This is a genomic window from Streptomyces sp. BK022, assembly GCF_004217355.1.
Classification (GTDB): Bacteria; Actinomycetota; Actinomycetes; order Streptomycetales; family Streptomycetaceae; genus Streptomyces; species Streptomyces griseoluteus.
In genome coordinates this window covers 193,000-215,938 of record NZ_SHKU01000007.1, presented here as the reverse complement: position 1 = coordinate 215,938, position 22,939 = coordinate 193,000, and the positions used below count along the sequence as shown (strand labels likewise).

Below are 22,939 nucleotides of genomic sequence, written 5' to 3'. Positions count from 1 at the left end.
GTGACGCATATGCCGCAAAACCCCGCCGTCGAGGAACGCCTCGCGGTGGAGCGTGCTGCCACCCTGACCCAGATCGACGCCCTGACCAGGGATTTCCAGTCCATCGTCGACGCGAACGCCCTGGTCGCCGTCGACGACGAACACGACCCGGACGGCTCCAGCACCGCCTTCGAACGCGCCCACGTCTCCTCCCTGCTCGACCAGGCCCGGCTGCACCTGGAACACCTGGACGAGGCCCTGGACCGCCTGCGCGAGGGCCGGTACGGCATCTGCGAGCGCTGCGGGGTGGAGATCCCGCCGGAACGGCTGGAGATCCGGCCGGCGAGCACGCGGTGCGTGGGGTGCGCGGCGGTGGCGCCGCGGTAGGTGTGCCCTACACGGACGGGGTCGCGTCTGGCACGATCACCGGGCGGGCGGGTTGTGGTCCGCGAGGACGGGACGGCGGACGCGGGAGCGACGAGTGCGGAACCCAGAGGGCCGGGTTGTTCCGGCCGAGGTGACGACTGACGGTGCGGGTACGGAGGAGGCCGACCGTACGGCGAAACGGGCCGTGACCGTCTTCCCCCTGCTGGTGCTGGCCGCGGGCGCCCTCGGGATGCTGATGCCGTCGGCGTTCGCCGGGGGCAAGGAGGCGGTGCCCTACCTGCTCGGCGTCGTGATGTTCTGCATGGGCCTGACCATGACGTCAAAGGACTTCCAGGGCGTAAGGAGGCGTCCCTGGGCCGTCGCGCTCGGACTGGTGGCGCACTACGTGATCATGCCGGGCCTCGGCTGGGCGATCGCGGAGCTGCTGGACCTGCCGCCCGCGCTGGCCGTGGGCGTGATCCTGGTCGGCTGCACGCCGAGCGGAACGGCGTCCAACGTGGTGACGTTCCTGGCCAAGGGTGACGTGGCCCTGTCGATGTCGGTGGCGACGGTCTCCACGCTGCTCGCCCCGCTGGTCACGCCGTACCTGGTGCTGCTGCTCGCGGGGCACATGCTGGACATCGAGGCGGGCCCGATGGTCGTCGACATCCTGAAGACGGTCCTGGTCCCGGTGGTGGCCGGCCTCCTGGTCCGCCGCCTGGCCGCGCCGGTGATCCGCCGCTGCCTCCCCGCGCTGCCCTGGCTGTCGGCCGGGACGGTGGCGGTGATCGTCCTGATCGTCGTGGCGGCCAGCGCCTCCGCCCTGAAGGCCGCGGCGGCCGTCGTCTTCCTCGCGGTGGTCCTCCACAACGCCTTCGGCCTCGCCCTGGGGTACGGCGCCGCCCGCCTCGCCCGCCTCGACCCCGCCGCCCGCCGTGCCATGGCCTTCGAGGTCGGCATGCAGAACTCGGGCCTGGCGGCCTCGCTGGCGGCGACGTACTTCACCCCGCTGACAGCCCTGCCGGCCGCGGTCTTCTCGGTCTGGCACAACGTGTCGGGCGCGGTGGTGGCGGCGTGGATGAACCGGCGTACCAGGCTGGACGGCTGACCCGCCGTCCAGCGCGCGTACTACTTCTTCACGGGGTCCAGGCAGAGCACGAACTTCTCCGCGTCCCACTCCTGGGCGAGCGCGGCCTCGCCGACGGTGCAGGCGTTGACGTCGAAGGTGTCCTTGACGACCTTGACCACCTTGTAGTTGGCGTCCTTGTCCCCGCAGTCCTTGGTGTCGACCTCGGGGTTGTTCTCGGACCCGGTGACCCGGACGCAGTCGCCGGCCTCGGCGTGCACGGGGGAGTTGAACACGTAGGAGATCCCGAACTTCACCGCCACGGCGGCGACGAGCATGGCCGCTATGCCCAGGAACTTCTTCAGCCTGCCCTTCTTGGCGGGCGCGGCAGGCGCGGGCGCGGGCGCCGCCCCCGGTGCGGGCTGCTCCTGCGGAAAGTACGGGTCCTTGGGGGCAGCGGGGGGCGTCGGAGCGCTCATCGGCGTTCTTTCTAGGAAGTTGAACGAAGATTCGAACGCGCGCACGCTACAGCAAAAATAAGAATGACATAAAAGTGGGGTGCCCGACGGCCTGGCCGCTTCCTGTGCGGGCCGGTGAACCGGGCACCGCGGTCCGGGAGTTCGTGGTCGGGGAGTTCGCGGTCGGTGTGTTCGCGGTCCAGGTGTTGTGGCCGTCAGGCGAACGGACCGGGCCCGCACGGAGGAGTCGCGGAGCCCGGCCCGTTCGGCCGCGGAGGGGGCTGCGCTCAGCCCCGGGCCACGATCTCGGCGTCGGCGACGGCGATGGCGATGCCGAGTGCCGTGGAGATGTTGGCCGCTGCCGCCATGACGCGGGCCGTGCCCACGATGGGCGCGATGGCGACCAGCACGTCCTGCAGCTGTTCGACGGTCACGCCGCTGTCGAGGGCGGGGTCGATGTGGGCCGCGTAGGAGATCGGCGGGGCGTCGGAGGCGGCGAGTGCCGCGATGCGCGTGAGGACGAGCGCGTTCGAAGGCAGGCCGCAGCGCTCGATCGAGTCGACGGTCATGGCGGCGAGGGTGTCCAGGACCGGGGTGTCGGATGCGGTGGACATGTCGCATGCCCTTCTGGTGAGTTCCGGGCCCGAGAGGGCCGGAGACGAAAAAGCACGGAAACAGGGGCCCCTCGTCAACGGTAGAACGCATCCGGGCCCCGTGCATGGCGCCCCGACGTGCGTGGTCAACCCGGTGAGACGAGATTGGAAGTAGCCCGACCGGCCGGGGGGCCGGTACCGGCAGCGGCCGGCCGGTCCCCGCCCGCGATGGGAGTCACCATGAAGGACCTCAGGTTCGAGCAGAAGCGCCCGCTGTCCCGCCTCGAGGCGGCCGACCAGCTCACCGCACTCGCCACCGCGCTGCGGGAGGGCGGGGAGGCGGAGCTGGACCTCGGCTCCGGAACGGTGAGCCTGCGGGTCCCCGACGACCTGCACGGCGAGCTGGAGATCGAGATCGGCAACGGCGAGATCGAGCTGGAGATCGAGTTCAAGTGGCCGACCGGGCGCAGGCGGGCGGCGGCGCCGACGGCCGCGGTCGCGGAGGAGGCCGCCCCACGGAAGAGCGCGCCCGCGCGGCCCCCGCGCGGTGGCACGGGCGCCGGCAGGGGCAAGAGCGCGAAGCGGGCCGCCGCGAAGAAGTGACGCCGGCAAGCGCGAAGGCCCTCCCGCTCACCGAGCGAAAGGGCCTTCGGACAGGTGTTTCCCTGTGCCCCCGGCAGGATTCGAACCTGCGACACCCGCTTTAGGAGAGCGGTGCTCTATCCCCTGAGCTACGAAGGCGGGGTACGACGGCCACAGCCGTGGCTGCCCCTGACAGGGTAGCGGATCAGGGGTGGGGCGGTGGGTGAGCGGGGTCGCGGTGGTCAAAAGACCGGGCTCAGCGGTGACTTGGCCGGACCGGCCCCGCCGCGGCCGTCGTGCCCTTCGCCGCGTGGGTGCGAGTCACCCGGACCCGGTACTTCCCCTCCAGGTCCGCGCCGGCGACGTGGACGGTGATCCCCGAGGCCGGGTCCTTGAAGGTCTCTCCGGGCGAGAAGGGGGCGTCGGAGAGCTCGGCGTGGACGTTGGGGCTGTGGGTGCAGCCGCCCGTGTCGCGGTGGGCGTCGTAGACGGTGATGGGGCCGCGGCCGGTGTCGACGGAGGCGTCGACCTTGTAGACCAGGATGCCGGGCTTGCAGACGGCCTCGTCGTTGCCGCCCTGCGTGCGGAGTTCCAGCGCGTAGGCGGTGCGGTTGTCCAGCGGGACCATGACCAGCTTCGCCCCGGACCTGTCCGAGAGCGGGGAGAGGGTGTAGTCCGCGCTCCCCGCGGCCGTCGCGCAGCTCACCTGGGAGGCGGGGAGCCAGCCCAGCTTCCACTTGTGCCAGCCGAGCAGGTCGTTGTTGGCCCCCCAGTCCTCGCTCATGATGTCCCAGTGCCCGACCGAGCTGCCCCCCTCCTGCGTGTACAGGTCCGGCAGCCCGAAGGTGTGGCCGTTCTCGTGCGGCAGCACCCGGTACCCCGTGTCCGCGTAGGCGCCCGAGCCGTCGTCCTGGCGGGAGTAGACGAAGGAGGCGTTGGAGACCGGGGTGCCGTCGGCCACCGGGGCCTCGCCGTTGCCGGCGAAGGTGACGGAGAGGACGGTGTCCAGGGCGGAGGGTCCGGCGTTCGGAGTGACCAGCACGTTCAGCAGGTCGTACGAGCGGAAGTCCACGTCCGGGTCGGCGGCGGAGACGATGTCCCGCACCAGCTGCCGGTAGCCGGGGTCGAAGGGGGCGCCGCGCTCTATGCCGTAGTCCTTGAACGGCTTCGGCATCCGCAGCCAGGAGGTGATCGGGGTCTCGGCGCGGTAGTCGAGCCGGCCGTACGACGCCTTGGCGAACCACTCCTGGGTCTTGGGGAAGAACTCGTGGAAGCGGTCCATCGCCTTGCCCTCGCCGGGGGTGTCCGGGAAGTCGACCATCAGGGTCAGGGCGTGCACCGTGCCGGTGGAGCGGGAGTAGCCGGTGGAGGTGGGAAAGCCCTCGGTCATCTGGACCTCGGACGCTCCCTGGATCATGCAGGGGGCCAGGGCGGCGGTGCGTATCAGCCCGTTCGGCCCGGCGGTGGTGCGCGCCGCGAGCTGCCCGGACCCCGCCGACGTGCTGACCGCGAAGGTCAGCACGGTCACCGAGGCGAGGGCGGCAGCGCGGCGCGGGCGTATCCGGCGCGGGCGTATGGGGCGGCGGGGCGACTGCGGCTGCATGCACGGACCTCCCGCTCCACGGCAGCCCCCGTGATCCGGCTGCGCCCTTGGGCTCACCCTGGGTCGCCGCGGCCCGGGTCGCGCGCTGGAAGAGACCGATCGTGGGATTTCGGCAGGAGTGGGGGTGAATCGCCTACGGTCAGGGGTGAACGGCCCGGGTGAACGGGGATCGGCGACGGCCCGAGTGGGATGTGACCCAGGTCACATCGGAACGGGGAAATAACCGGGGAGGGCTTCCCCGTTTAGACCTGTGTCCGCGCGAAGCGGGGAGCTTCTCCCCGGATCAGCGGACGGTCACCGTCCATTCGTCCCGACCCGTACAGATGGGGAGCCCGCCGTGTCCGCCGTGCGCACCGCACCCTCCGCCCGCAGGGCGTCGCCCCGGCCCCGTGCCGACGCGCTCCGCAACCGGGAGCGGATCATCACCGCCGCGCGGGAGATGTTCGTCGAGCACGGCCCCCAGGTGCCGCTGGACGAGATCGCCCGCCGCGCGGGCGTCGGCAACGCCACTCTGTACCGCAACTTTCCCGACCGGGACGCCCTGGTCCGGGAGGTCCTGTGCTCCGTCATGGACCGCACGGCCGAGGCCGCCAAGTGCGCCCTGGCCGAGACCGGCGACGCCTTCGCCGCGCTGGAGCGCTTCGCGCACGCCGCCGCCGAGGAGCGGATCAGCGCGCTGTGCCCGATGGTCTCCAGCACCTTCGACCGCAACCACCCCGACCTGGAGGCGGCGCGGGAACGGGTGGAGGCGCTGATCGCCGAGGTCATGGACCGCGCCAAGGCGGCCGGACAGCTCCGTGGCGACGTCGGCGTCGGTGACCTGATGGTCGCCGCCGCCCAGCTCAGCCGGCCCCCGGCCGGCACCGCGTGCTTCGACGCCGACCGGTTCGTCCACCGTCATCTGCAACTCTTCCTCGACGGGCTGCGGGCCCCGGCCCGCTCCGTCCTGCCCGGTACGGCCGTGACCATGGAGGATCTCCGCCAGTCCTGACCCGACCGACCTGACCTACCCGACCGACAGACCTCGACTCCGCCGGGCCCGCGCCCCGGAATCACCCGAAAGCCACCCGGCCGCCAACGAGGGCGAGCCGGTGGGGCCCCGCACGCCCTGTGCGCGTACGAGACGCCGTACGACCGTGCCCCGCATGTCCGACACGTCCGACCGAAGTCCCGAACGGGGTACCCCCATGTCCGAAACAGTCACCAGGCCGCCCGCGGCCGCCGCGCCCGGCGGCGACGCCAACCGCTGGAAGGCGCTCGTCTTCATCGCGCTGGCCCAGCTGATGGTCGTCCTCGACGCCACCATCGTGAACATCGCGCTGCCCTCCGCCCAGCAGGACCTGGGCATATCCGACGGCAACCGGCAGTGGGTCGTCACCGCCTACGCCCTCGCCTTCGGCGGTCTGCTGCTCTTCGGCGGCCGCATCGCCGACCTGTGGGGCCGCAAGCGCGCCTTCCTGCTCGGTCTCGCCGGCTTCGCCGCGGCCTCCGCGCTCGGCGGCGCCGCCACCACCGGTGTGATGATGTTCGGCGCCCGCGCCCTCCAGGGTGTCTTCGGCGCCCTGCTCGCCCCGGCCGCGCTCTCCCTGCTGGCCGTGATGTTCACCGACGCCAAGGAGCGCGCCAAGGCGTTCGGCATCTACGGCGCCATCGCGGGCGGTGGCGGTGCCGTCGGCCTGATCCTCGGCGGCTTCCTCACCGAGTACCTCGACTGGCGCTGGACCTTCTTCGTCAACGTGCCGTTCGCCATCGTCGCCGCGGCCGGTGCCTGGTTCGTGATCCGGGAGCCCGAGGGCGGCCGCAACCGCTCCCCGCTCGACATCCCCGGCGTGGTCCTCTCCACGCTCGGCCTGGTCTCCCTGGTCTACGGCTTCACCCGCGCCGAGTCCGACGGCTGGAGCGACGCGGTCACCATCTCGATGTTCGTCGCCTCCGTGGTGCTGCTGCTGGCGTTCGTCCTGGTCGAGCAGCGGGTCAAGGCGCCGCTGCTGCCGCTGCGCGTGGTCGCCGACCGCAGCCGGGGCGGCATCTACCTCTCCCTCGGTCTCGCCATCATCGGCATGTTCGGCCTGTTCCTCTTCCTGACCTACTACCTCCAGGTCGTGAAGGGCTACTCCCCGGTCAAGACCGGCTTCGCGTTCCTGCCGATGGTCGCGGGCATGATCACCGGCTCCACCCAGATCGGCGCCCGTCTGATGATCCGGGTCCCGGCCCGGCTGCTGATGGGCCCCGGCTTCGCGCTCGCCGCGCTCGGCATGCTGCTGCTGACCCAGCTCGAGATCGGTTCCTCCTACCCGGCCCTGCTGCTGCCTGCCATGGTGCTGCTCGGCCTCGGCATGGGTACGGCGTTCATGCCGGCGATGTCGCTGGCGACCCAGGGCGTCGAGCCCCGGGACGCGGGCGTCGCCTCCGCCATGGTCAACACCTCGCAGCAGGTCGGCGGCGCGATCGGCACCGCCCTGCTGAACACCATCGCCGCGTCCGCGACCACCTCGTACGTCAAGGACCACATCGCGTCCGCGCGCGCGGTGCCGCAGCAGCAGCTGGTCAAGCTGGAGGGCATGGTGCACGGGTACAGCACGGCCATCTGGTTCGCCGTCGGCATCCTGGCGGTCGCCTCGCTGATCGCGTTCACCATGGTCAACGCGGGCAAGCCGGGCGCCGTCAAGATGGCCTCCGGTGACGGTGCCGAGGACGAGATCCCGGTGCCGGTGGTCGCGCACTAGCACCGGCCCCGGCGGGAGTCAGCGGAGCCAGGGCAGGTCCGCGCCCGCCTCGCTCGGCTGAAGGCCCTCGGCGACGATCTCCATGATCTCGCCGAGGGCCTTCTGCTGCGCGGGGCTCAGCCGGTCGAACAGCGCCTGCCGTACGGCGGTGACATGGCCGGGCGCGGTACGGCGCAGCACCTCGGCGCCCTCCTCGGTGAGCACCGCGAACTGGCCGCGCTTGTCCGAGGGGCAGTCCTCGCGGCGCACCCAGCCGCTCTTCTCCAGCCGGGCGATCGCGTGCGAGAGCCGTGAGCGGGTGATCTTCGACTTCCGGGCCAGCTCGGTCATCCGCAGTCTGCGGCGCGGGGCCTCGGCGAGGCCGACCAGCAGGCCGTAGTAGACGTGCGGCATGCCCGCGTCGCGCTGGAGCTGCCGGTCGAGGTGGTCCTCCAGCAGCGTGGTCGCGTGCAGATACGCCCGCCAGACGCGCTGCTCCTCGTCGCTGAGCCAGCGGTGACCGGGTGCCGGCGCCGTTGCCGGGGTGGATGCCGAGTTCATGTCTCCCACTGTACGAGCCGCCTTCTTGAAACTTGAACTAGTCGGGCGTAGTCTGGCCGAGTAATGCTTGAGAGTTAAAGCAAAGCTGAGTGCCCCGCCGTGGGAGGAGCCGTCATGCACCACACCGCCGAGCCGTCCGCTCCCGACCGCATGCCCGCCCTCTACCTCAGTCATGGCGCCCCGCCGCTCGCCGACGACCCCGTCTGGCCCGGCCAGCTCGCCGCCTGGGCGGACGGCCTGCCCCGCCCCAAGGCGATCCTGATGGTCTCCGCCCACTGGGAGGAGGCCCCCCTCGCCCTCGGCGCCACCCGCACCGCCCCGCTGGTCTACGACTTCTGGGGCTTCCCCGAGCACTACTACCGCGTACGGTACGACGCCCCCGGCGCCCCCGAACTGGCCGAATCCGTACGCAAGCTGCTGCGCGCCCCCGGCACCCCCGTGCAGGACATCCCGGACCGGGGCCTGGACCACGGCGCCTACGTCCCGCTCGTCGAGATGTTCCCCGACGCCGACATCCCGGTCCTCCAGATCTCCCTGCCCACCCTCGACCCGGCCCGGCTGCTGGACCTAGGCCGGAAGCTCGCGCCCCTGCGTGACGAGGGTGTCCTGATCGTCGGCTCCGGCTTCTTCACCCACAACCTGGCCGCCCTCCGGCACTCCGGCGGCGTGCCGGGCTGGTCCGCCGAGTTCGACGACTGGGGGCGGGCCGCGCTGGACGCCGGTGACTGGGACGCGCTGCTGGACTTCGAGACCAAGGCCCCGGCCGGGAAGCTCGCCCACCCGCGGACCGAACATTTCGCGCCACTGTTCGTCACGCTCGGCGCGGCCGGCGCGGACGCGCACCGGTCGGTGATCGACGGGTTCTGGATGGGGCTGGCCAAGCGGTCCGTGCAGTTCGGCTGAAACCACGCCGGTGGCTCAGCCGGCGTCGAGGTCCTTCTGGTACCAGGCCACGTCCCAGTGGCGGCCGAACTTGCGGCCGACCTCGCCGAACGTGCCCAGGTGCCGGAAGCCGAAGCGCTCGTGCAGCCGGGTCGACGCCTCGTTGGGCTGGGTGATGCCGGCGAAGGCGCGGTGCACGTCCTCCCCCTCCAGCGCGGCGAAGAGGGCGCCGTAGAGCAGGGTGCCCACACCCCGGCCGACCGCGTCCGGGGCCACATAGACCGAGGTCTCCACCGAGGGGGCGTACGCGGCCTTGGGGCGGTGGGGGCCCGAGGTGGCGTAGCCGACGAGGTGACGGGAACCCGCTTCCGTGGCAACCAGGAGGCGGTGCGGGCCGTCTTCCGGGTGGGAGAGCAGCCACGGGCGGCGTTCCACGGGGGTGAACGGGGCCAGGTCGAAAGTGATGGCCGTCTCAGTCACATAGTGGTTGTACAGCGCGGTCAGAGCGTCGAGATCGGCCTCGGTTCCGGGTCTGACCTGCACTTCCGTCCCGCTCGGCACCATGCGTACCCCCTCCGTGGCCCGACAGGGTACTGCATGATCAGAAAAATCGGGGGGTGGGTGGGGAATTCTGTCCGGATTCCAGTCGTTGTTTCCCACGGATGCAGGGCACCCGAGGAGAGTCCCGAGGGAGGGTCCGGAGTGCCGAGCGTTCGCCAGGACCACCTGCCAGCCACCACCGCAAGGGAGCACGCATGGCAACCCGCGCCGTCGCCCGTCGTAAGTCCGCCAATGGGGGCACCTCCCAGGCTCCGGGCTCTGGGGGACAGACGGCCAACTCGGCAAGCAGCGTCCGCGTGCGCGGCGGCGAGATCGCCGACCGCGACCTGGTCGGCATGTACCTCGACGAGATCGCGCGTACGCCCCTGCTCGACGCCGCCAAGGAAGTCGAGCTGTCCCAGACGATCGAGGCGGGCGTGTTCGCGCGCCAGGTCCTCGACGGCCAGGAGGAGACCGGCGCCGAGGCGTCCCGCGAGGAGCTCGAGGAGCTGTTCGAGGCGGGCGAGCGGGCCAAGGACGTCTTCATCCGCTCCAACCTCCGCCTGGTCGTGGCCGTGGCCCGGCGCTACCCGCGCAGCGGCCTGCCCCTGCTCGACCTGATCCAGGAGGGGAACGCGGGCCTGGTGCGCGCGGTCGAGAAGTTCGACTACCGCAAGGGCTTCAAGTTCTCCACGTACGCGACCTGGTGGATCCGCCAGGCCATCACCCGCTCGATCGCCGACCAGTCCCGCACCATCCGGCTCCCCGTCCACCTGGTGGAGGAGCTCGGCCGCATCCGCCGGGTGCAGCGCGAGTTCAACCGGGAGCACGGCCGCGACCCGGAGCCCGCGGAGATCGCCGCCGAGCTGGGGTCCACGCCGGAGCGCGTCATCGACGTGCTCGACTGGTCCCGTGACCCGGTCTCGCTGAACATGGCGGTTGACGACGAGGGTGAGACCCAGTTCGGCGACCTGCTGGAGGACACCTCCGCGGTCTCGCCCGAGCAGTCGGTGCTCAGCCTGCTGCGCCGCGAGGAGCTGGACGACCTGATCGGCCGCCTGGACGAGCGCACCGCCTCCATCATCAAGATGCGGTACGGCATCGAGGACGGCCGTGAGCGCACCCTCACCGAGGTCGGCAAGGAGCACGGACTGACCCGCGAGCGCATCCGGCAGATAGAGAAGCACGCCCTGCTGGAGCTGAAGAAGCTCGCCCACGACACGGGGTTCGACGCGGCGGCGTAGGACCCCGGGGGGTGGGTGCGCGGCGCGGTGGCGGAATGCGGTGCCAACATGGCGCGGTCCCGTCGCTTCAACGCCTCCGGGCGCGGGAACAACCCATGCGGACACCGGAGTCCAGGCTCCAGGGACCGCACTCCCACCGAGTACCGCGCGGCGTCCCCACCGCCACGTAAGGCCCGCCCTCCGGGGCGGGCCCACGGACCAGTTCCGACGTCATCCCCCCCGGCGTCGGGACTTCCCGGCCGGGCTCCGGCGCCACCCCCCCCGGCGCCGGAGCCCGGCTTTTTCGCGCCCGCGCGGTCTCCGGCCGCGCACCGGGCCGCGGGCACGGAAAAGCGGGCCACCCCGCACCTGAACCACGGGGTGACCCGCCGAATGGCAGATTCTGCCACAGGGGCATAGCCTGCCGAGGTGAGCACCCCCCGTACCACCCGTAACACCGGCAACACCGGCACCACCGCCCGAAGGCGTTCGTACCCGGCCTCTCCGGCGGTCTCCCTGACCGAGCGCCGCAAGGCCGAGACCCGTACGGAGATCGCCCGCGCCGCCGCGACCCTCTTCGTCCGCCAGGGCCTGCGGGCCACCCGCGCCGAGGACATCGCGCACGCGGCGGGCATCGCACCGCGCACGTTCTACCGCTACTTCGCCTCCAAGGAAGAGGCGGTGGCCCCGCTGTACGCGGCCGGCGCCCAGCTCTGGACCGAGTCCGTCCGCGCGGCCCCGGCCCACCTCACCCTCCCCGAGGCCCTCCGGCACGCCGTCGACCGCACCCTCGCCCCCGGTGTCGGCGTCTCCGCGTCGGCCTGGGAGTGGGCCCGCACCCTGATCCGGATGGCCCACACCAGCCCGGCCCTGGGCAAGGTCTGGGCGGAGGTCTGCCAGGCGTCGGAGACGGAACTCGCGGAGGCGCTGGCCGCGCGGCTGAAGCCCGCCGAGGACGACGCCGACAACGTTGCCGAGGCCGCCACCCCCCACCTCCGCTTCGCCGCGGCCGTGGCGGGCGCGGCCGTGCGGGTCGCCGTGGAGACCTGGGCCCTCACTGAGGCCCCGCCCACCGGCCCGGCGGGCCCGGCCGCCCTGGCCCTGGGCAACCTGGTGGCCCTGGGCGACTTCGCCTGGGAAGCGCCTCAGGGCTGAGGGACGGCGCGGAGCAGCCGCGCCCCCAACTCCCTCACCGTCTCGGCCAGTACGTCCGGACTCCGCACCGTGAACTCGTGCCCCGTCATCGCCAGCCGGACCGCCAGCCACTCCACCGGGTCGCCGGTGGTTCCGTGCAGGAGGCAGTGGTCCGGGCCGTCCGGTTCGGGGGCCCCGAACCAGTGGGGGACGCGGGCCGCGATCCGGTCGGCGGGGGCCGCGAAGCGGACGGTGAACTCATAGGTCTCGTTGCGCCGCTGGATCGAGCGGCGCAGGTATTCCGCCGCGTCGCCGGAGGGCAGTTCACGCGGGGTGAAGCGGGCGCCGGTGGCGAACGGGTCGCCGACCCGGTCCACCCGGAAGGTGCGCCAGTCCTCGCGGTCGAGGTCGAAGGCGACGAGGTACCAGCGCCGCCCGGTGGACACCAGCCGGTACGGCTCGGTCAGCCGGCGCGACTCGCTGCCGTCCCCGGCGCGGTAGGCGAAGCGGAGCCGTTCGCGGCCGGCGATCGTGGACGCCATCACGGTCAGCGTCTCCGGTGCGATGGTCGGGCCGTCTCCGCTGGTCAGCGGGGTGGTCGCGGCCTGAAGGGTGGCCACCTGGCGGCGCAGCCGGGCCGGGAGCACCTGCTCCAGCTTGGCCAGCGCCCGCACCGACGCCTCGTCCACCCCCTCCACCGCGTGCCCGGCCCCCGCCCGCAGACCGACGGCGATGGCGACGGCCTCCTCGTCGTCCAGCACCAGCGGCGGCATCGCCTTGCCCGCGACCAGCCGGTACCCGCCCTCCGCGCCCTTCGTGGCCTGTACCGGATAGCCCAGCTCGCGCAGCCGGTCGATGTCGCGCCGGACCGTACGGCGGGAGACCCCGAGCCGGCCGGCCAGCTCGCCGCCGGGCCATTCGCGCGGGGTCTGGAGGAGGGACAGGAGCGTCAGCAGCCGGGCCGGGGTGTCCGTCGTCATGTGGGTGAGCATGCCGCACATCTAGGACACGTCCTGTCCTACTGGGTCACTAGCGTGGCGTACATGACCTCAACGGAACAGACCTCCGGCGCGGACCGGCGCCGCTGGATCGCGCTCGCCATCGTGATGACCGCGGCCTTCATGGACCTCGTCGACGTGACGATCGTGAACATAGCCATCCCCTCCATCCAGCGGGACGAGGGCGCCTCGTTCAGCCAGATCCAGTGGATCACCGCGGGGTACGCCCTGGCGTTCGCGGCCGGTCTGATCACCGGCGGGCGCCTCGGTGACATCCACGGCCGCAGGCGGCTGTTCCTGCTCGGGGTCGGCGGCTTCACGCTCGCCTCGGCGCTGTGCGGCTTCGCGGTCGACCCGGCGATGCTGGTCACGGCCCGCATCCTGCAGGGCGGCATGGCCGCGATGATGGTCCCGCAGGTCCTCTCCATCGTGCACGCCACCTTCCCCGCCCACGAACGCGGCAAGGTCTTCGGGCTGTTCGGCGCCGTCGTCGGCCTCGGCGCGGTCTCCGGCCCGCTGCTCGGCGCCCTGCTGACCGAGTGGAACCTGTTCGGCCTCGAGTGGCGGCCCATCTTCCTGATCAACCTGCCCGTCGGCATCGCCGCCGTGCTGCTCGGCCGCCGCTTCATCACCGAGTCCCGCGCACCCCGCGCCCTCAAGCTGGACCTCGTCGGCGTCGCCCTGGTCACCCTGGGCCTGCTGATGCTGCTCTACCCCCTCACCCGGGGCCGCGAGCTGGGCTGGCCGCTCTGGGGCCACCTGCTGATGGCGGGCTCGCTCCCGGTCTTCGCCGCACTGGTCGCCTACGAGCGGCGCAAGGCGGCCCGCGACGGCTCCCCGCTGGTCGAGCTGTCCCTGTTCCGGGTGCGCAGCTTCGCCGCCGGGATCGCCGTACAGACCGTGTTCGGGGTCGCGCTCGGCGTCTTCTTCCTGGTCTGGACGCTGTACATGCAGATCGGACTCGGCTGGGGCGTGCTGCGCGCCGGGCTCACCGGGGTGCCCTTCTCGCTCGCGGTGTCGACGGCGGCCGCGCTGTCCGTGCAGTTCCTCGTGCCGCGCTTCGGGCGCAAGGTGCTCCAGGCCGGCGCCCTGACGATGGGACTCGGCGTGCTCCTCTACATCTGGGAGTCCGACCGGTACGGCCTCGCCATCGCCTCCTGGCAGATGGCGCTCCCGCTGGTGGTGATGGGCGCCGGCATGGGCCTGATCGTGGCCCCGCTGACCGACGCGGTGCTCTCCGAGGTGCCGCGCGAGCACGCCGGATCGGCCTCCGGCCTGATCAACACCGTGCAGCAGATGGGCAACGCGCTCGGGCTCGGCCTGGTGTCCGTCGTCTTCTTCGGGCGGATCGCCGACCGGCTCACCCCGGCGCAGGTCGGTCCGGCCTTCGTGGGCGCCTTCCAGCACGCGCTGTGGTGGGTGGCCGGGGTCATGGGCGTGATCTTCCTGCTGATGTCGGCGCTGCCGAAGCGGCCCGCGCAGCAGGTGGAGGGTGTGAGCGAGCCCGCCGAGGAGCGGGAGCTGGTGGAGGCCTGAGCGCTGAGCGTGTCCGGGTCCGCCTGCCGGAGTTCCGTTCATGTCCGAATGGAGCCCGAACCCGTTTACTTTCCGGAAACTCGGGCGTAGCCTCGCAGTGAAACCACACGTTCGGGCATGAGTCGGGACGGTGGCCGAGGCTCGGAGGCAGGCGGACATGTACGCACCGGAGCGTCAGCAGGAGATCCTCCGGCTCGCCCGTGACGGCGGCCGGGTGGACGTGCTGTCGCTGGCCGAGGTGTTCCAGGTGACGGCGGAGACCATCCGCCGTGACCTGAAGGCCCTCGACCGGGCGGGCCTGGTCCGCCGGGTGCACGGCGGTGCCATCCCGGCCGGCCGCCTCGACTTCGAGCCCGACCTCAGCGAGCGTGAGTCCACCGCCGCCGACGAGAAGGACCGCATCGCCAAGGCGGCCCTCGCCGAGCTCCCCGTCGACGGCACGGTGATCCTCGACGCGGGCACCACCGTGGCCCGGCTGGCCGCCGCGATCCCGCTGGAGGCGACGCTCACCGCCGTCACCCACAGCCTGCCGATCGCCGCCCGCCTCGCCGACCACCCCGGGCTCCAGCTCCACCTGGTCGGCGGCCGGGTCCGCAACCGCACCCGCGCCGCCGTCGACGCCTGGGCCCTGCGGGCGTACGGCGAGATCCGGGCCGACGTCGCCTTCGTCGCCGCCAACGGCTTCTCCGCCGAGCACGGTCTGACCACCCCCGACCTCGCCGAGGCCGCCGTCAAGCGCGCGGCCGTGGCCGCCGCCCGCCGGGTCGTCCTGCTCGCGGACTCCGCCAAGTACGGCCAGGAGCACTTCGCCCGCTTCGGCGACCTGGGCGACGTGGACCTGCTGATCACCGACAGCGGGCTCAGCCCCGAAGACGCGGCCGTCATCGAGCGCGGCGGCACGGAAGTGGTACGCGCATGATCCTCACCGTCACCCCCAACCCGTCCCTGGACCGCACCTACGAGGTCCCCGTCCTGGAGCGCGGCGAGGTCATCCGCGCCTCCGGCGAGCGCATGGACCCTGGCGGCAAGGGCGTCAACGTCTCCCGCGCGGTCGCCGCAGCCGGCCGGCGCACCCTCGCCGTCCTGCCCCTGGGCGGTGCCCCGGGCGCTCTCATCGCCGAGCTGCTCGACGCCCAGGGCATCGACGTCGCACCCGTGCCGGTCGCCGGGGCCACCCGGTCCAACATCGCGCTCGCGGAGGCGGACGGCGTCCTGACGAAGATCAACGCGCCGGGTCCGGAGCTGACCCCGGCCGAGGAGGAGTCGCTCCTCGGCGCCGTGCGCACACACTCGGCCGACGCCGACTGGATCGCCTGCTGCGGCAGCCTCCCGCTGGGCCTCGCCCCGTCCTGGTACGCCGATGTCGTCGCCCGCGCCCACTCCGGCGGCGTCCGTATCGCCCTGGACACCTCGGGACCGGCCCTGCTCCAGGCGCTGCGGGCCCGGCCCGACGTGGTCAAGCCCAACGCCGAGGAGCTGTCCGCCGCCGTCGGCCGCCGGCTGTCCACCGTGGGCGACGCGGTCAAGGCGGCCGAGGAACTGCGGGCGATGGGCGCCCGCGCGGTGCTGGCCAGCCTGGGCGCCGACGGGCAGCTGCTGGTGAACGGCGAGGGCGCCTGGTTCGGCACCGCCCGCGTGGCCGCCGTCCGCAGCAATGTCGGCGCGGGGGACTCCTCGCTCGCCGGGTTCCTGATCGCCGGGGGGAGCGGGCCTGAGGCCCTCGCCTCCGCCGTGGCCCACGGGGCTGCGGCGGTGAGGTTGCCGGGCAGCGTGATGCCGACGCCCGCCGATCTGGACCCCGCCTCGGTCACGGTCACCTCGGACGTGCCGCTCGACCTGGTGCTGACGGAGCCGGTGTCATGAGAGCCGGCGTCATGAGAGCCGGTGTCGTGAACGGCCCGTACCGACCGCCCACTTGTCCCCACCCCCACGTCCCCATCCACGGTGCGCCCACCCCACACAGCAGGGCGATACGCGAGCAAAGGAGCCCGCGATGAGCGAGATGATCACCGCGGACCTGGTCGACCTCGACCTGTCCGCCGAGAGCAAGGAAGCGGCGGCGCGTGCCCTCGCCGAGCGCATGGTGGCCAAGGGGCGGGTGACCGACCTGGAGGGTTTCCTCGCCGACGTGGCCGCCCGCGAGGCCCAGATGCCGACCGGTCTCGACGGCGGCATCGGCATCCCGCACTGCCGCAGCGAGCACGTCACCGAGCCGACGCTCGCCTTCGGGCGCAGCCCGGCCGGGATCGACTTCGGCGCGGCGGACGGTCCGGCCGACCTGATCTTCCTGATCGCGGCCCCGGCCGGGGCGGACGACGCCCACCTCACGATCCTCTCCTCGCTGGCCCGGCAGCTCATGAACGCCGAGTTCACGGACGCGCTGCGGGCGGTCTCCGACGCGGAGACCGCGGCGTCGCTGGTACGGGGGGACGTGACTCCGGCCGACGCTGCCGAGGGTGCGGCCGCCTCCGGCGCGGGGGCCGACAAGGACACCGCCACGGCGCCGGCGGCGGCCTCCGCCGGCGCCGCGGCGGGCAGTACTGCCCCGGAGACACCGGAGCCTTCGGGCGAGCGCCCGTTCCGCATCGTCGCCGTCACCTCCTGCCCCACCGGCATCGCCCACACGTACATGGCCGCCGAGTCGCTGGAGAACGCCGGCCGGGAGGCGGGCGTCGAGGTGGCCGTCGAGACGCAGGGCTCGGCGGGGTTCACCCGGCTAGACCCGGCGGTGATCGCGGCGGCGGACGGCGTGGTCCTCGCCCACGACGTGCCGGTGCGCGAGAAGGACCGCTTCGCGGGCAAGCCCACGGTGGACGTCGGCGTGAAGGCGGGCATCAACCGCCCCGCCGAACTCATCGCCGAGGTCCGCGCCAAGGCGGAGCGCGGCGAGAGGACCGCCCCCGCCGGTGCGGCCGCCACCCCCGTGGACCGCGCGGGCGACTCCACCGAGGGCTACGGCACCAAGCTGCGCAAGTGGCTGATGTCCGGTGTCAGTTACATGGTCCCCTTCGTCGCGGCGGGCGGTCTGCTCATCGCCCTGGGCTTCGCCATCGGTGGCTGGACGGTGAACAAGGCGCCCTCCGTCATGGACCACTTCGTGTGGACCCAGTCCGACAGCTGGGGCGCGCTGCTGTTCCAGATCGGCGGCATGGCGTTCAACTTCCTGATCCCGGTGCTCGCCGGGTACATCGCCTACGGCATGGCCGACCGGCCCGGCCTCGTCCCCGGCTTCGTCGGCGGCGCGATCTCGCTCAGCATCAACGCGGGCTTCCTCGGCGGCCTCGCGGCCGGTCTGATCGCCGGTGGTGTGGTGCTGGCGATCCAGCGGGTGAACATCCCGGCGGCCATGCGCGGCATCATGCCGGTGGTGGTGATCCCGCTGATCTCCTCGGCGGTCGTCGGCTTCCTGATGTTCGTGGTGATCGGCAAGCCCATCGCCGCCGCCCAGAAGGGCATGACCGACTGGCTCAGCGGCCTCACCGGCACCAACGCCGTCCTGCTCGGCGCCCTCCTCGGCCTGATGATGTGCTTCGACCTGGGCGGCCCGGTCAACAAGGTGGCCTACACCTTCGCCACCGCCGGGATCGCCGTCGCCGCCCCCAGTGACTCGGCGATGAAGATCATGGCCGCGGTGATGGCCGCCGGTATGGTCCCGCCGCTGGCGATGGCCCTGGCCACCACCGTGCGCGGCAGGCTCTTCACCCCGGCCGAGCGAGAGAACGGCAAGGCCGCCTGGGTGCTGGGCGCCTCCTTCATCACCGAGGGCGCCATCCCCTTCGCCGCGGCCGACCCGCTGCGGGTCATCCCGTCCGCGATGGCGGGCGGCGCGGTCACCGGCGCGCTGTCGATGATGTTCGGGGCCACGCTGCGGGCTCCGCACGGCGGCGTCTTCGTGGTCCCGCTGATCGGCAACCCGTTCCTCTACCTCCTCGCCATCGCCGCGGGCGTCTGCGTCAGCACCGCCCTGGTGGTCGTCCTCAAGGGCATGCGCAAGCCGGCCCAGGGCACCCCGGCCGCCGGTTCGGCGGAAGGGGCGGCGGCGGGGGAGAAGGGGAGCGAGCAGCCGGTCGCCGCCTGAGCACCCCCCGGTCCCGTCCCCACGGTCGCGTCCCCTCGGCGAACCCGCCGGGGGGACGCGGTGCGTGGGCGGGGCGTCAGCCGTGCCGGGCCGCGCGGTGCTCCATGGCCTCGCGTGCCGCCTCCGGCGTGGTGTACACCTCGCACATGTGACGGCCGTCGGGGGTCGCGGTGTGCTCGACCTCCCATAGGGAGACCTCCCGGCCGTCCCGCAGCAGGAACGCGTGCTCGTACAGCGCGAAGCTCACCCCGGCCCGCGCGGTCCGGCCGGGACGGCCGAACGCCTGGGTGATCTCGTGCGCCTCCGCCGTGGCCAGCAGCGCCGCCAGCTCGTCGCCGGGACGGTCCGGGTTCTCCGCCCGGCGCAGCAGCCTGCGGGCGTGGTCGGGGGAGTTGTCCGCCACGTACGCGTGCCGGGGCTCGGGCACGGCACCCAGCTCGGTCAGCACCGGCAGCTCGAAGTCCGAGGTGTCGTACGGCAGGGCCAGGCGTGCCGTGGCGGTGTGCAGCTCCTCCTCGTCGAGGTACACCTCGTGCTGGGCCTCCGCGCCCGGCGCGGTGTTGTGCGCCAGCTCCCAGAGGGTGACCGCCGAGCCGTCCGCGAGCAGCCAGGTGTGCCGGTACGTCTCGCGGTGCAGGCCCGCGCTGTGGTGCGCTGAGTGCAGCGAACTGTCGTGCGCCAGCGCGCAGTCCAGCTCTCTCAGCACCTCGTCGGGCAGCTCGAACGAGTTCAGGGCACGGCCGAGGAGTCGCGCGAGGTGCTCCTCCGGAGACTCGGGCGACTGGGCGGACTCGTACTCCGCCGTCTCGTACGGAACGCTCAAGGTGTCTCCCGGCGTCGCTGCATGTCACCTGGTGGGTGCATACCGTAGCCCCTCGGTCGGACATCGTGTCCGGGAACCGAGAAACGTACTGGAGTAAACGCCGGGCACGGCCGAAGAGTTCCCGATCGGCGACCGAAATCCCGTGCGCGCCAAGGCATTTCCGTCCCCTTGCGCCTCTTCCTCCCCTACCTCCCCCCGGCACGCCCCCCTCAGCCGACACCGGCCGCGCGCGGCGTCTCCGTGCGGTAGGAACTGCCCAGTTCCGGGCCCAGGCCGAAGTAGTGGCGGAAGTTGTAGATCAGCGGGCTCCAGGCCGCGGGGTCTATGTGCTGGGTGCCGGGGATCAGCAGCTCGGGGGCCGCGTGGACTTTCAGGACCGTCGACTCGACGATGACGCAGTCGCCGGAGAGGTCGGGGCGGACGCGTTCGGCGCGGGCCTCCAGGTGGAGGGGGCACTCGGCCGCGCGGGGCGGGCGGACGGTGTGGGAGGGCTCCTCGCCGAGGCCCGCCGCGGCGAACTTGGCCGGTTCGAAGCGGCAGCCGGCCGCCTTCGTCGGCGGGACCGGGTCGCGGCCGGTGAGGGGGGCCAGGCGCTCCACCGCCGGCCACTGGTGCGGGGCGGGGAGATTGATGACCAGGTCGGGGCGGGCGAGGAGGTTGCGGGCGGTCTGGCCGTCGCGGCCCAGGCCGAGGACGACCGTGCGGCCCAGCGCCCACGCCGAGGACATGGGGGCGAGGTTGAAGGTGCCGTCCTCGTTCTCCGTGGACAGCAGCACCACGGGGGTGCCGAAGTAGAGGATGCTCGGCTCGATCGCCGTGTGACTGCTCATGGGTGCGAGCCTAGGAACGGGTCCGTTCGGCGGGCGCCGAAGTGTTCCGGGTGGCGGACCGTACTCTGGAGGCATGAGTGACGCCCCCGCACCCGAGCCGCGCGACCCGAAGGCCGCGCTCGTCTTCGACGACCCGCTGAACCAGCAGTCCTCGGACGACACCGACCGGGGGTGGGGCGAGCGTCCGGCCGGCGACAGCGCCGCCGACCTCAGGCGCTTCCTCGACGAGAAGCCGCCCCACCACCTCTGAACGCTCTGAACGGTACGGAGGGCTAACGCCCGTCCGGCCCGGCCGGGCGCTGCTGCCTGACCACGCCGTCCACGGTGCCGGTGCGCTGGGCGACCAGCAGGTCGCGGATGTCCTGGAGGACCTCCAGCTCGGTCACGGGGATCGGCTCCGGCTCCGTCTTGCCCGTGCGGGCCTGCTTGCGGGCCTCCTGCCGGGCCAGGTACTTCGACATCGGCAGCACCATCAGGAAGTACACCACCGCGGCGGTGATCACGAAGTTCAGCGCGGCACCGGCCACCGAGCCCCAGAGGATCTGCACGCCGCCCTCGGCGCTGCCGTCCGCCCCCGGCTTGCAGGGGTCCTTCAGGCAGTAGGTGTAGTGATCCAGGTTCTTCGTGCCGATTGCCCCGACCAGCGGGTTGATGACCCCCTTCACCACCGAGTTCACGATGCTGGTGAAGGCGGCACCGATGACCACGGCGACCGCCAGGTCGATGACGTTGCCACGCATCAGGAAGGCTTTGAAGCCGTCCAGAATGCTCGCCGCTTCCTTCTTCGCGTTCACCGCGGTGAGTCTCCTCGTCGTGTACACAGGCTGGGGAACAGAGCGCTCCGCAACCTACGTCACGGTGCGGCCACCCTGTCCAATCCCGTCGCTCGATCGAGCGACTTGACCGCGCGCTTCCACAGATGCGACCGACAAGGCTCACCACAGCGTCACCGCCAGCCTGGCCATGGGGTTCGCCCCCACCAGCCGAGCCGCCGTGGCCCGGGGAACCGCCAGGACGACCAGCGCCCCCTCAGTGACGCTTCCCTCACCCGGCACGCGCTCCAGCGGCTCCGGCAGCCGGACCACCCGGGCCCCGCGCGCCAGCACCCGCGCCGGCCCGCCCCCCGCCGACGCCGAGCGCTCCTCCGCCGCGACCACGTCCACCCGGTCACCGGGACGCAGCAGCCGCACCGCGGCCGCGTCGGCGATGCGGACCGGCGCCCGCACCAGCTCGCCCGGGGCGTGCCCCCGCACCGGATCGGCGGCCGGATGTCCTCGGGGCCGCTCGGCGGAGGGAGTGCCGCCGCCCGGGGAGCGAGGGCCGGCCGCGACCAGCGCGGCCGCCGTCACCGCCAGCCCCGCGGCGACCGCCCGGCCCCGGTGCCGCGCCAGCCGCCCCGCCCCTGGGCCCCCGCCCCGCACCCGCAGGGGTGGGAAGAAGGGGACCTCACGGGTCGCCGGGGCATCGGTCCCGAGCGGGCGTGGCACCGGGAGGGCGGGAGCGGGGACGGTGTTCGGGTTCACGGACATCTGGATCACCACCTGTGACGAGGGAACGCTCTGCGATCCCCACGATGACCCGCCCCGCGAAATCCCGCCGGAGCCCGTGGACCACCCACCGGTTGTGGAGAACTCCGTCACCCGAACGAGGAGGGAGCCCCACCCCGGGAGCCCTACGGCAACGAGATGCCCGGCTCCATCCCCCCGAGCGCCCCCACGCACAGACAGTCCCGCTCGCCGGTGGCCGGCAACCCCGCCACCGCGTCGAACAGCACCCCCCGCAGCCGGTCCACGTTCGCCGAGAACACCCGCAGCACCTCGTCGTGGGACACCCCGTCACCGGTCTCCGCGCCCGCGTCGAGATCGGTGACCAGGGTCAGCGAGGTGTAGCAGAGCTCCAGCTCACGGGCGAGAGCCGCCTCCGGATGCCCGGTCATCCCGACCACCGACCACCCCTGCGCCTGATGCCACAGCGACTCGGCGCGGGTGGAGAAGCGCGGCCCCTCCACCACGACCAGCGTGCCGCCGTCGACCGGGGTCCAGTCCCGCCCACGGGCCGCCTTCAGCGCCACACTCCGCCCGGTCGGGCAGTAGGGGTCGGCCAGCGACACGTGCACCACGTTGGGCACCGTGCCGTCCGGCAGGGGGAGGCCGTCGAAAAAGGTCTGCTGGCGCGTCTTGGTGCGGTCGACCATCTGGTCCGGCACCAGCAGCGTGCCCGGCCCGTACTCCGGCCGCAGTCCGCCCACCGCGCACGGCCCGAGGACCTGCCGGACGCCCAGCGAACGCAGCGCCCACAGGTTGGCCCGGTAGTTGATGCGGTGCGGCGGAAGGTGGTGCCCGCGTCCGTGCCGGGGCAGGAAGGCCACCCGGCGGCCCGCGACCTCGCCCACGAAGACGGAGTCGGAGGGCGCCCCGTAAGGGGTGTCCACCTGTACCTCGGTCACGTCGTCCAGGAACGAGTAGAAGCCCGACCCGCCGATTACGCCGATCTCTGCGTTCGCCATGCCCAGCACCCTAACGGGCCCCCGAAACGGGCCACCAGGACCACCCGCGCGCACCCGTGCCGAAGACCCCGCCGTCGGATGACGGCAGGGTCTTCGAAAGGCGGGGTTCTCAGGCGGCGGAGCCGGCCGAGGACGACGTCGAAGAAGACGACGACGAAGACGACGAGGCGGACGACGACGAGGACGAGGACTTCGCGTCCGAGGACGACGAAGACGACTTCGCGGCCGGGCTGCTGGTCGACGACGCACCGCGCGAATCGTTGCGGTAGAAGCCGGAGCCCTTGAAGACAATGCCGACGGCGGAGAACACCTTCTTCAAGGGGCCACCGCAGCTCGGGCACTCGGTCAGGGCGTCGTCGGTGAACTTCTGCACCGCTTCGAGGCCTTCTCCGCAGTCCTTGCACTGGTACTGGTAGGTCGGCACTGTCTTCCTCCTGGCACTCTCACTCAATGAGTGCTAACGATGCTCCATAGTG

25 protein-coding genes and 1 tRNA gene are annotated in these 22,939 nt (G+C 72.5%); 13 read left to right on the top strand and 13 right to left on the bottom strand.

Going from position 1 to position 22,939, the window contains the following annotated elements; translation table 11 throughout:
* Positions 1–9 precede the first annotated feature (9 nt).
* Together EV284_RS27530 and EV284_RS27525 are read left to right on the top strand one after the other, a co-directional pair.
* On the top strand, positions 10–366 hold the full coding sequence (locus tag EV284_RS27530; protein ID WP_130338810.1) for a TraR/DksA C4-type zinc finger protein: 357 nt from the start codon (positions 10–12) through the stop codon (positions 364–366).
* Positions 367–496: 130 nt separating this feature from the next.
* Entirely contained in the window at positions 497–1,453 is a 957-nt protein-coding gene (locus EV284_RS27525; RefSeq protein WP_242625842.1) for a bile acid:sodium symporter family protein, read from the top strand.
* Positions 1,454–1,473: 20 nt separating this feature from the next.
* On the opposite strand, the gene EV284_RS27520 is transcribed toward EV284_RS27525, so the two are convergent.
* Both EV284_RS27520 and EV284_RS27515 read right to left on the bottom strand, forming a co-directional pair.
* Complete coding sequence (locus tag EV284_RS27520; RefSeq protein ID WP_130338808.1) at positions 1,474–1,890, bottom strand: hypothetical protein; 417 nt, start codon at positions 1,888–1,890, stop codon at positions 1,474–1,476.
* Between the two features lie 266 nt (positions 1,891–2,156).
* Positions 2,157–2,483, bottom strand: a complete 327-nt coding sequence (locus EV284_RS27515; RefSeq protein ID WP_130338806.1) for a carboxymuconolactone decarboxylase family protein — start codon at positions 2,481–2,483, stop codon at positions 2,157–2,159.
* A gap of 219 nt (positions 2,484–2,702) precedes the next feature.
* Here EV284_RS27515 and EV284_RS27510 point away from each other — a divergent pair, with 219 nt between their 5' ends.
* On the top strand, positions 2,703–3,065 hold the full coding sequence (locus EV284_RS27510; protein WP_130338804.1) for an amphi-Trp domain-containing protein: 363 nt from the start codon (positions 2,703–2,705) through the stop codon (positions 3,063–3,065).
* A gap of 65 nt (positions 3,066–3,130) precedes the next feature.
* On the opposite strand, the gene EV284_RS27505 is transcribed toward EV284_RS27510, so the two are convergent.
* Positions 3,131–3,203 (bottom strand) — tRNA-Arg (locus EV284_RS27505).
* 97 nt (positions 3,204–3,300) lie between these two features.
* Positions 3,301–4,647 (bottom strand): M6 family metalloprotease domain-containing protein, encoded by a 1,347-nt coding sequence (locus EV284_RS27500; RefSeq protein WP_130338802.1) that lies wholly within the window; start codon positions 4,645–4,647, stop codon positions 3,301–3,303.
* A 346-nt stretch (positions 4,648–4,993) separates the two neighbouring features.
* Here EV284_RS27500 and EV284_RS27495 point away from each other — a divergent pair, with 346 nt between their 5' ends.
* Positions 4,994–5,638, top strand: a complete 645-nt coding sequence (locus tag EV284_RS27495; RefSeq protein ID WP_130339320.1) for a TetR/AcrR family transcriptional regulator — start codon at positions 4,994–4,996, stop codon at positions 5,636–5,638.
* Positions 5,639–5,834: 196 nt separating this feature from the next.
* Positions 5,835–7,373 carry an MFS transporter gene (locus tag EV284_RS27490; protein WP_130338800.1) on the top strand — a complete coding sequence of 513 codons (1,539 nt, stop codon included), beginning with the start codon at positions 5,835–5,837 and terminating at the stop codon, positions 7,371–7,373.
* Positions 7,374–7,391: 18 nt separating this feature from the next.
* Here the strand turns inward: EV284_RS27490 and EV284_RS27485 are convergent, their stop codons facing one another.
* Positions 7,392–7,913, bottom strand: a complete 522-nt coding sequence (locus tag EV284_RS27485; RefSeq protein WP_130338798.1) for a MarR family transcriptional regulator — start codon at positions 7,911–7,913, stop codon at positions 7,392–7,394.
* A 114-nt stretch (positions 7,914–8,027) separates the two neighbouring features.
* Between EV284_RS27485 and EV284_RS27480 the strand changes: the two genes are divergently transcribed.
* Positions 8,028–8,816, top strand: coding sequence for a class III extradiol ring-cleavage dioxygenase (locus EV284_RS27480; RefSeq protein ID WP_130338796.1), 789 nt, complete (start codon positions 8,028–8,030; stop codon positions 8,814–8,816).
* Positions 8,817–8,831: 15 nt separating this feature from the next.
* Here EV284_RS27480 and EV284_RS27475 read toward each other — a convergent pair whose 3' ends face one another.
* Complete coding sequence (locus EV284_RS27475) at positions 8,832–9,359, bottom strand: GNAT family N-acetyltransferase (protein WP_130338794.1); 528 nt, start codon at positions 9,357–9,359, stop codon at positions 8,832–8,834.
* Between the two features lie 191 nt (positions 9,360–9,550).
* Between EV284_RS27475 and EV284_RS27470 the strand changes: the two genes are divergently transcribed.
* Positions 9,551–10,579, top strand: a complete 1,029-nt coding sequence (locus tag EV284_RS27470) for a sigma-70 family RNA polymerase sigma factor (RefSeq protein WP_130338792.1) — start codon at positions 9,551–9,553, stop codon at positions 10,577–10,579.
* 495 nt (positions 10,580–11,074) lie between these two features.
* Positions 11,075–11,713 (top strand): TetR family transcriptional regulator, encoded by a 639-nt coding sequence (locus EV284_RS27465; RefSeq protein WP_130339318.1) that lies wholly within the window; start codon positions 11,075–11,077, stop codon positions 11,711–11,713.
* On the opposite strand, the gene EV284_RS27460 is transcribed toward EV284_RS27465, so the two are convergent.
* Positions 11,704–12,672 carry a YafY family protein gene (locus EV284_RS27460; RefSeq protein ID WP_130338790.1) on the bottom strand — a complete coding sequence of 323 codons (969 nt, stop codon included), beginning with the start codon at positions 12,670–12,672 and terminating at the stop codon, positions 11,704–11,706. The two genes, EV284_RS27465 and EV284_RS27460, sit on opposite strands and share 10 nt — an antisense overlap.
* A gap of 63 nt (positions 12,673–12,735) precedes the next feature.
* On the opposite strand from EV284_RS27460, the gene EV284_RS27455 reads away from it, so the two are divergent.
* From EV284_RS27455 to EV284_RS27440, 4 genes are all read left to right on the top strand, one after another.
* A complete protein-coding gene (locus tag EV284_RS27455) occupies positions 12,736–14,226 on the top strand; it encodes an MFS transporter (protein ID WP_130338788.1) in 1,491 nt (496 codons plus the stop codon).
* A gap of 157 nt (positions 14,227–14,383) precedes the next feature.
* Positions 14,384–15,145 (top strand): DeoR/GlpR family DNA-binding transcription regulator, encoded by a 762-nt coding sequence (locus tag EV284_RS27450; protein ID WP_130338786.1) that lies wholly within the window; start codon positions 14,384–14,386, stop codon positions 15,143–15,145.
* Positions 15,142–16,089, top strand: a complete 948-nt coding sequence (pfkB, locus tag EV284_RS27445) for a 1-phosphofructokinase (protein ID WP_130338784.1) — start codon at positions 15,142–15,144, stop codon at positions 16,087–16,089. The genes EV284_RS27450 and pfkB overlap by 4 nt, the downstream gene beginning before the upstream one ends.
* 130 nt (positions 16,090–16,219) lie before the next feature.
* Positions 16,220–18,304: a fructose-specific PTS transporter subunit EIIC gene (locus tag EV284_RS27440; RefSeq protein WP_130338782.1), complete on the top strand. Its 2,085-nt coding sequence runs from the start codon at positions 16,220–16,222 to the stop codon at positions 18,302–18,304.
* Between the two features lie 76 nt (positions 18,305–18,380).
* On the opposite strand, the gene EV284_RS27435 is transcribed toward EV284_RS27440, so the two are convergent.
* Both EV284_RS27435 and EV284_RS27430 read right to left on the bottom strand, forming a co-directional pair.
* Entirely contained in the window at positions 18,381–19,127 is a 747-nt protein-coding gene (locus EV284_RS27435) for a DUF6227 family protein (RefSeq protein WP_130338780.1), read from the bottom strand.
* A gap of 209 nt (positions 19,128–19,336) precedes the next feature.
* Positions 19,337–19,957, bottom strand: coding sequence for a flavin reductase family protein (locus EV284_RS27430; protein ID WP_130338778.1), 621 nt, complete (start codon positions 19,955–19,957; stop codon positions 19,337–19,339).
* 73 nt (positions 19,958–20,030) lie between these two features.
* Between EV284_RS27430 and EV284_RS32850 the strand changes: the two genes are divergently transcribed.
* Positions 20,031–20,207 carry a hypothetical protein gene (locus tag EV284_RS32850; protein WP_086695572.1) on the top strand — a complete coding sequence of 59 codons (177 nt, stop codon included), beginning with the start codon at positions 20,031–20,033 and terminating at the stop codon, positions 20,205–20,207.
* Positions 20,208–20,229: 22 nt separating this feature from the next.
* Here EV284_RS32850 and mscL read toward each other — a convergent pair whose 3' ends face one another.
* From mscL to EV284_RS27410, 4 genes are all read right to left on the bottom strand, one after another.
* Complete coding sequence (mscL, locus tag EV284_RS27425; protein WP_130338776.1) at positions 20,230–20,751, bottom strand: large conductance mechanosensitive channel protein MscL; 522 nt, start codon at positions 20,749–20,751, stop codon at positions 20,230–20,232.
* 141 nt (positions 20,752–20,892) lie between these two features.
* A complete protein-coding gene (locus EV284_RS27420; RefSeq protein ID WP_130338774.1) occupies positions 20,893–21,486 on the bottom strand; it encodes an RcpC/CpaB family pilus assembly protein in 594 nt (197 codons plus the stop codon).
* 143 nt (positions 21,487–21,629) lie between these two features.
* A complete protein-coding gene (locus EV284_RS27415; RefSeq protein WP_130338772.1) occupies positions 21,630–22,463 on the bottom strand; it encodes an S-methyl-5'-thioadenosine phosphorylase in 834 nt (277 codons plus the stop codon).
* A 109-nt stretch (positions 22,464–22,572) separates the two neighbouring features.
* Positions 22,573–22,887: an FmdB family zinc ribbon protein gene (locus EV284_RS27410; protein WP_130338770.1), complete on the bottom strand. Its 315-nt coding sequence runs from the start codon at positions 22,885–22,887 to the stop codon at positions 22,573–22,575.
* Positions 22,888–22,939 lie beyond the last annotated feature (52 nt).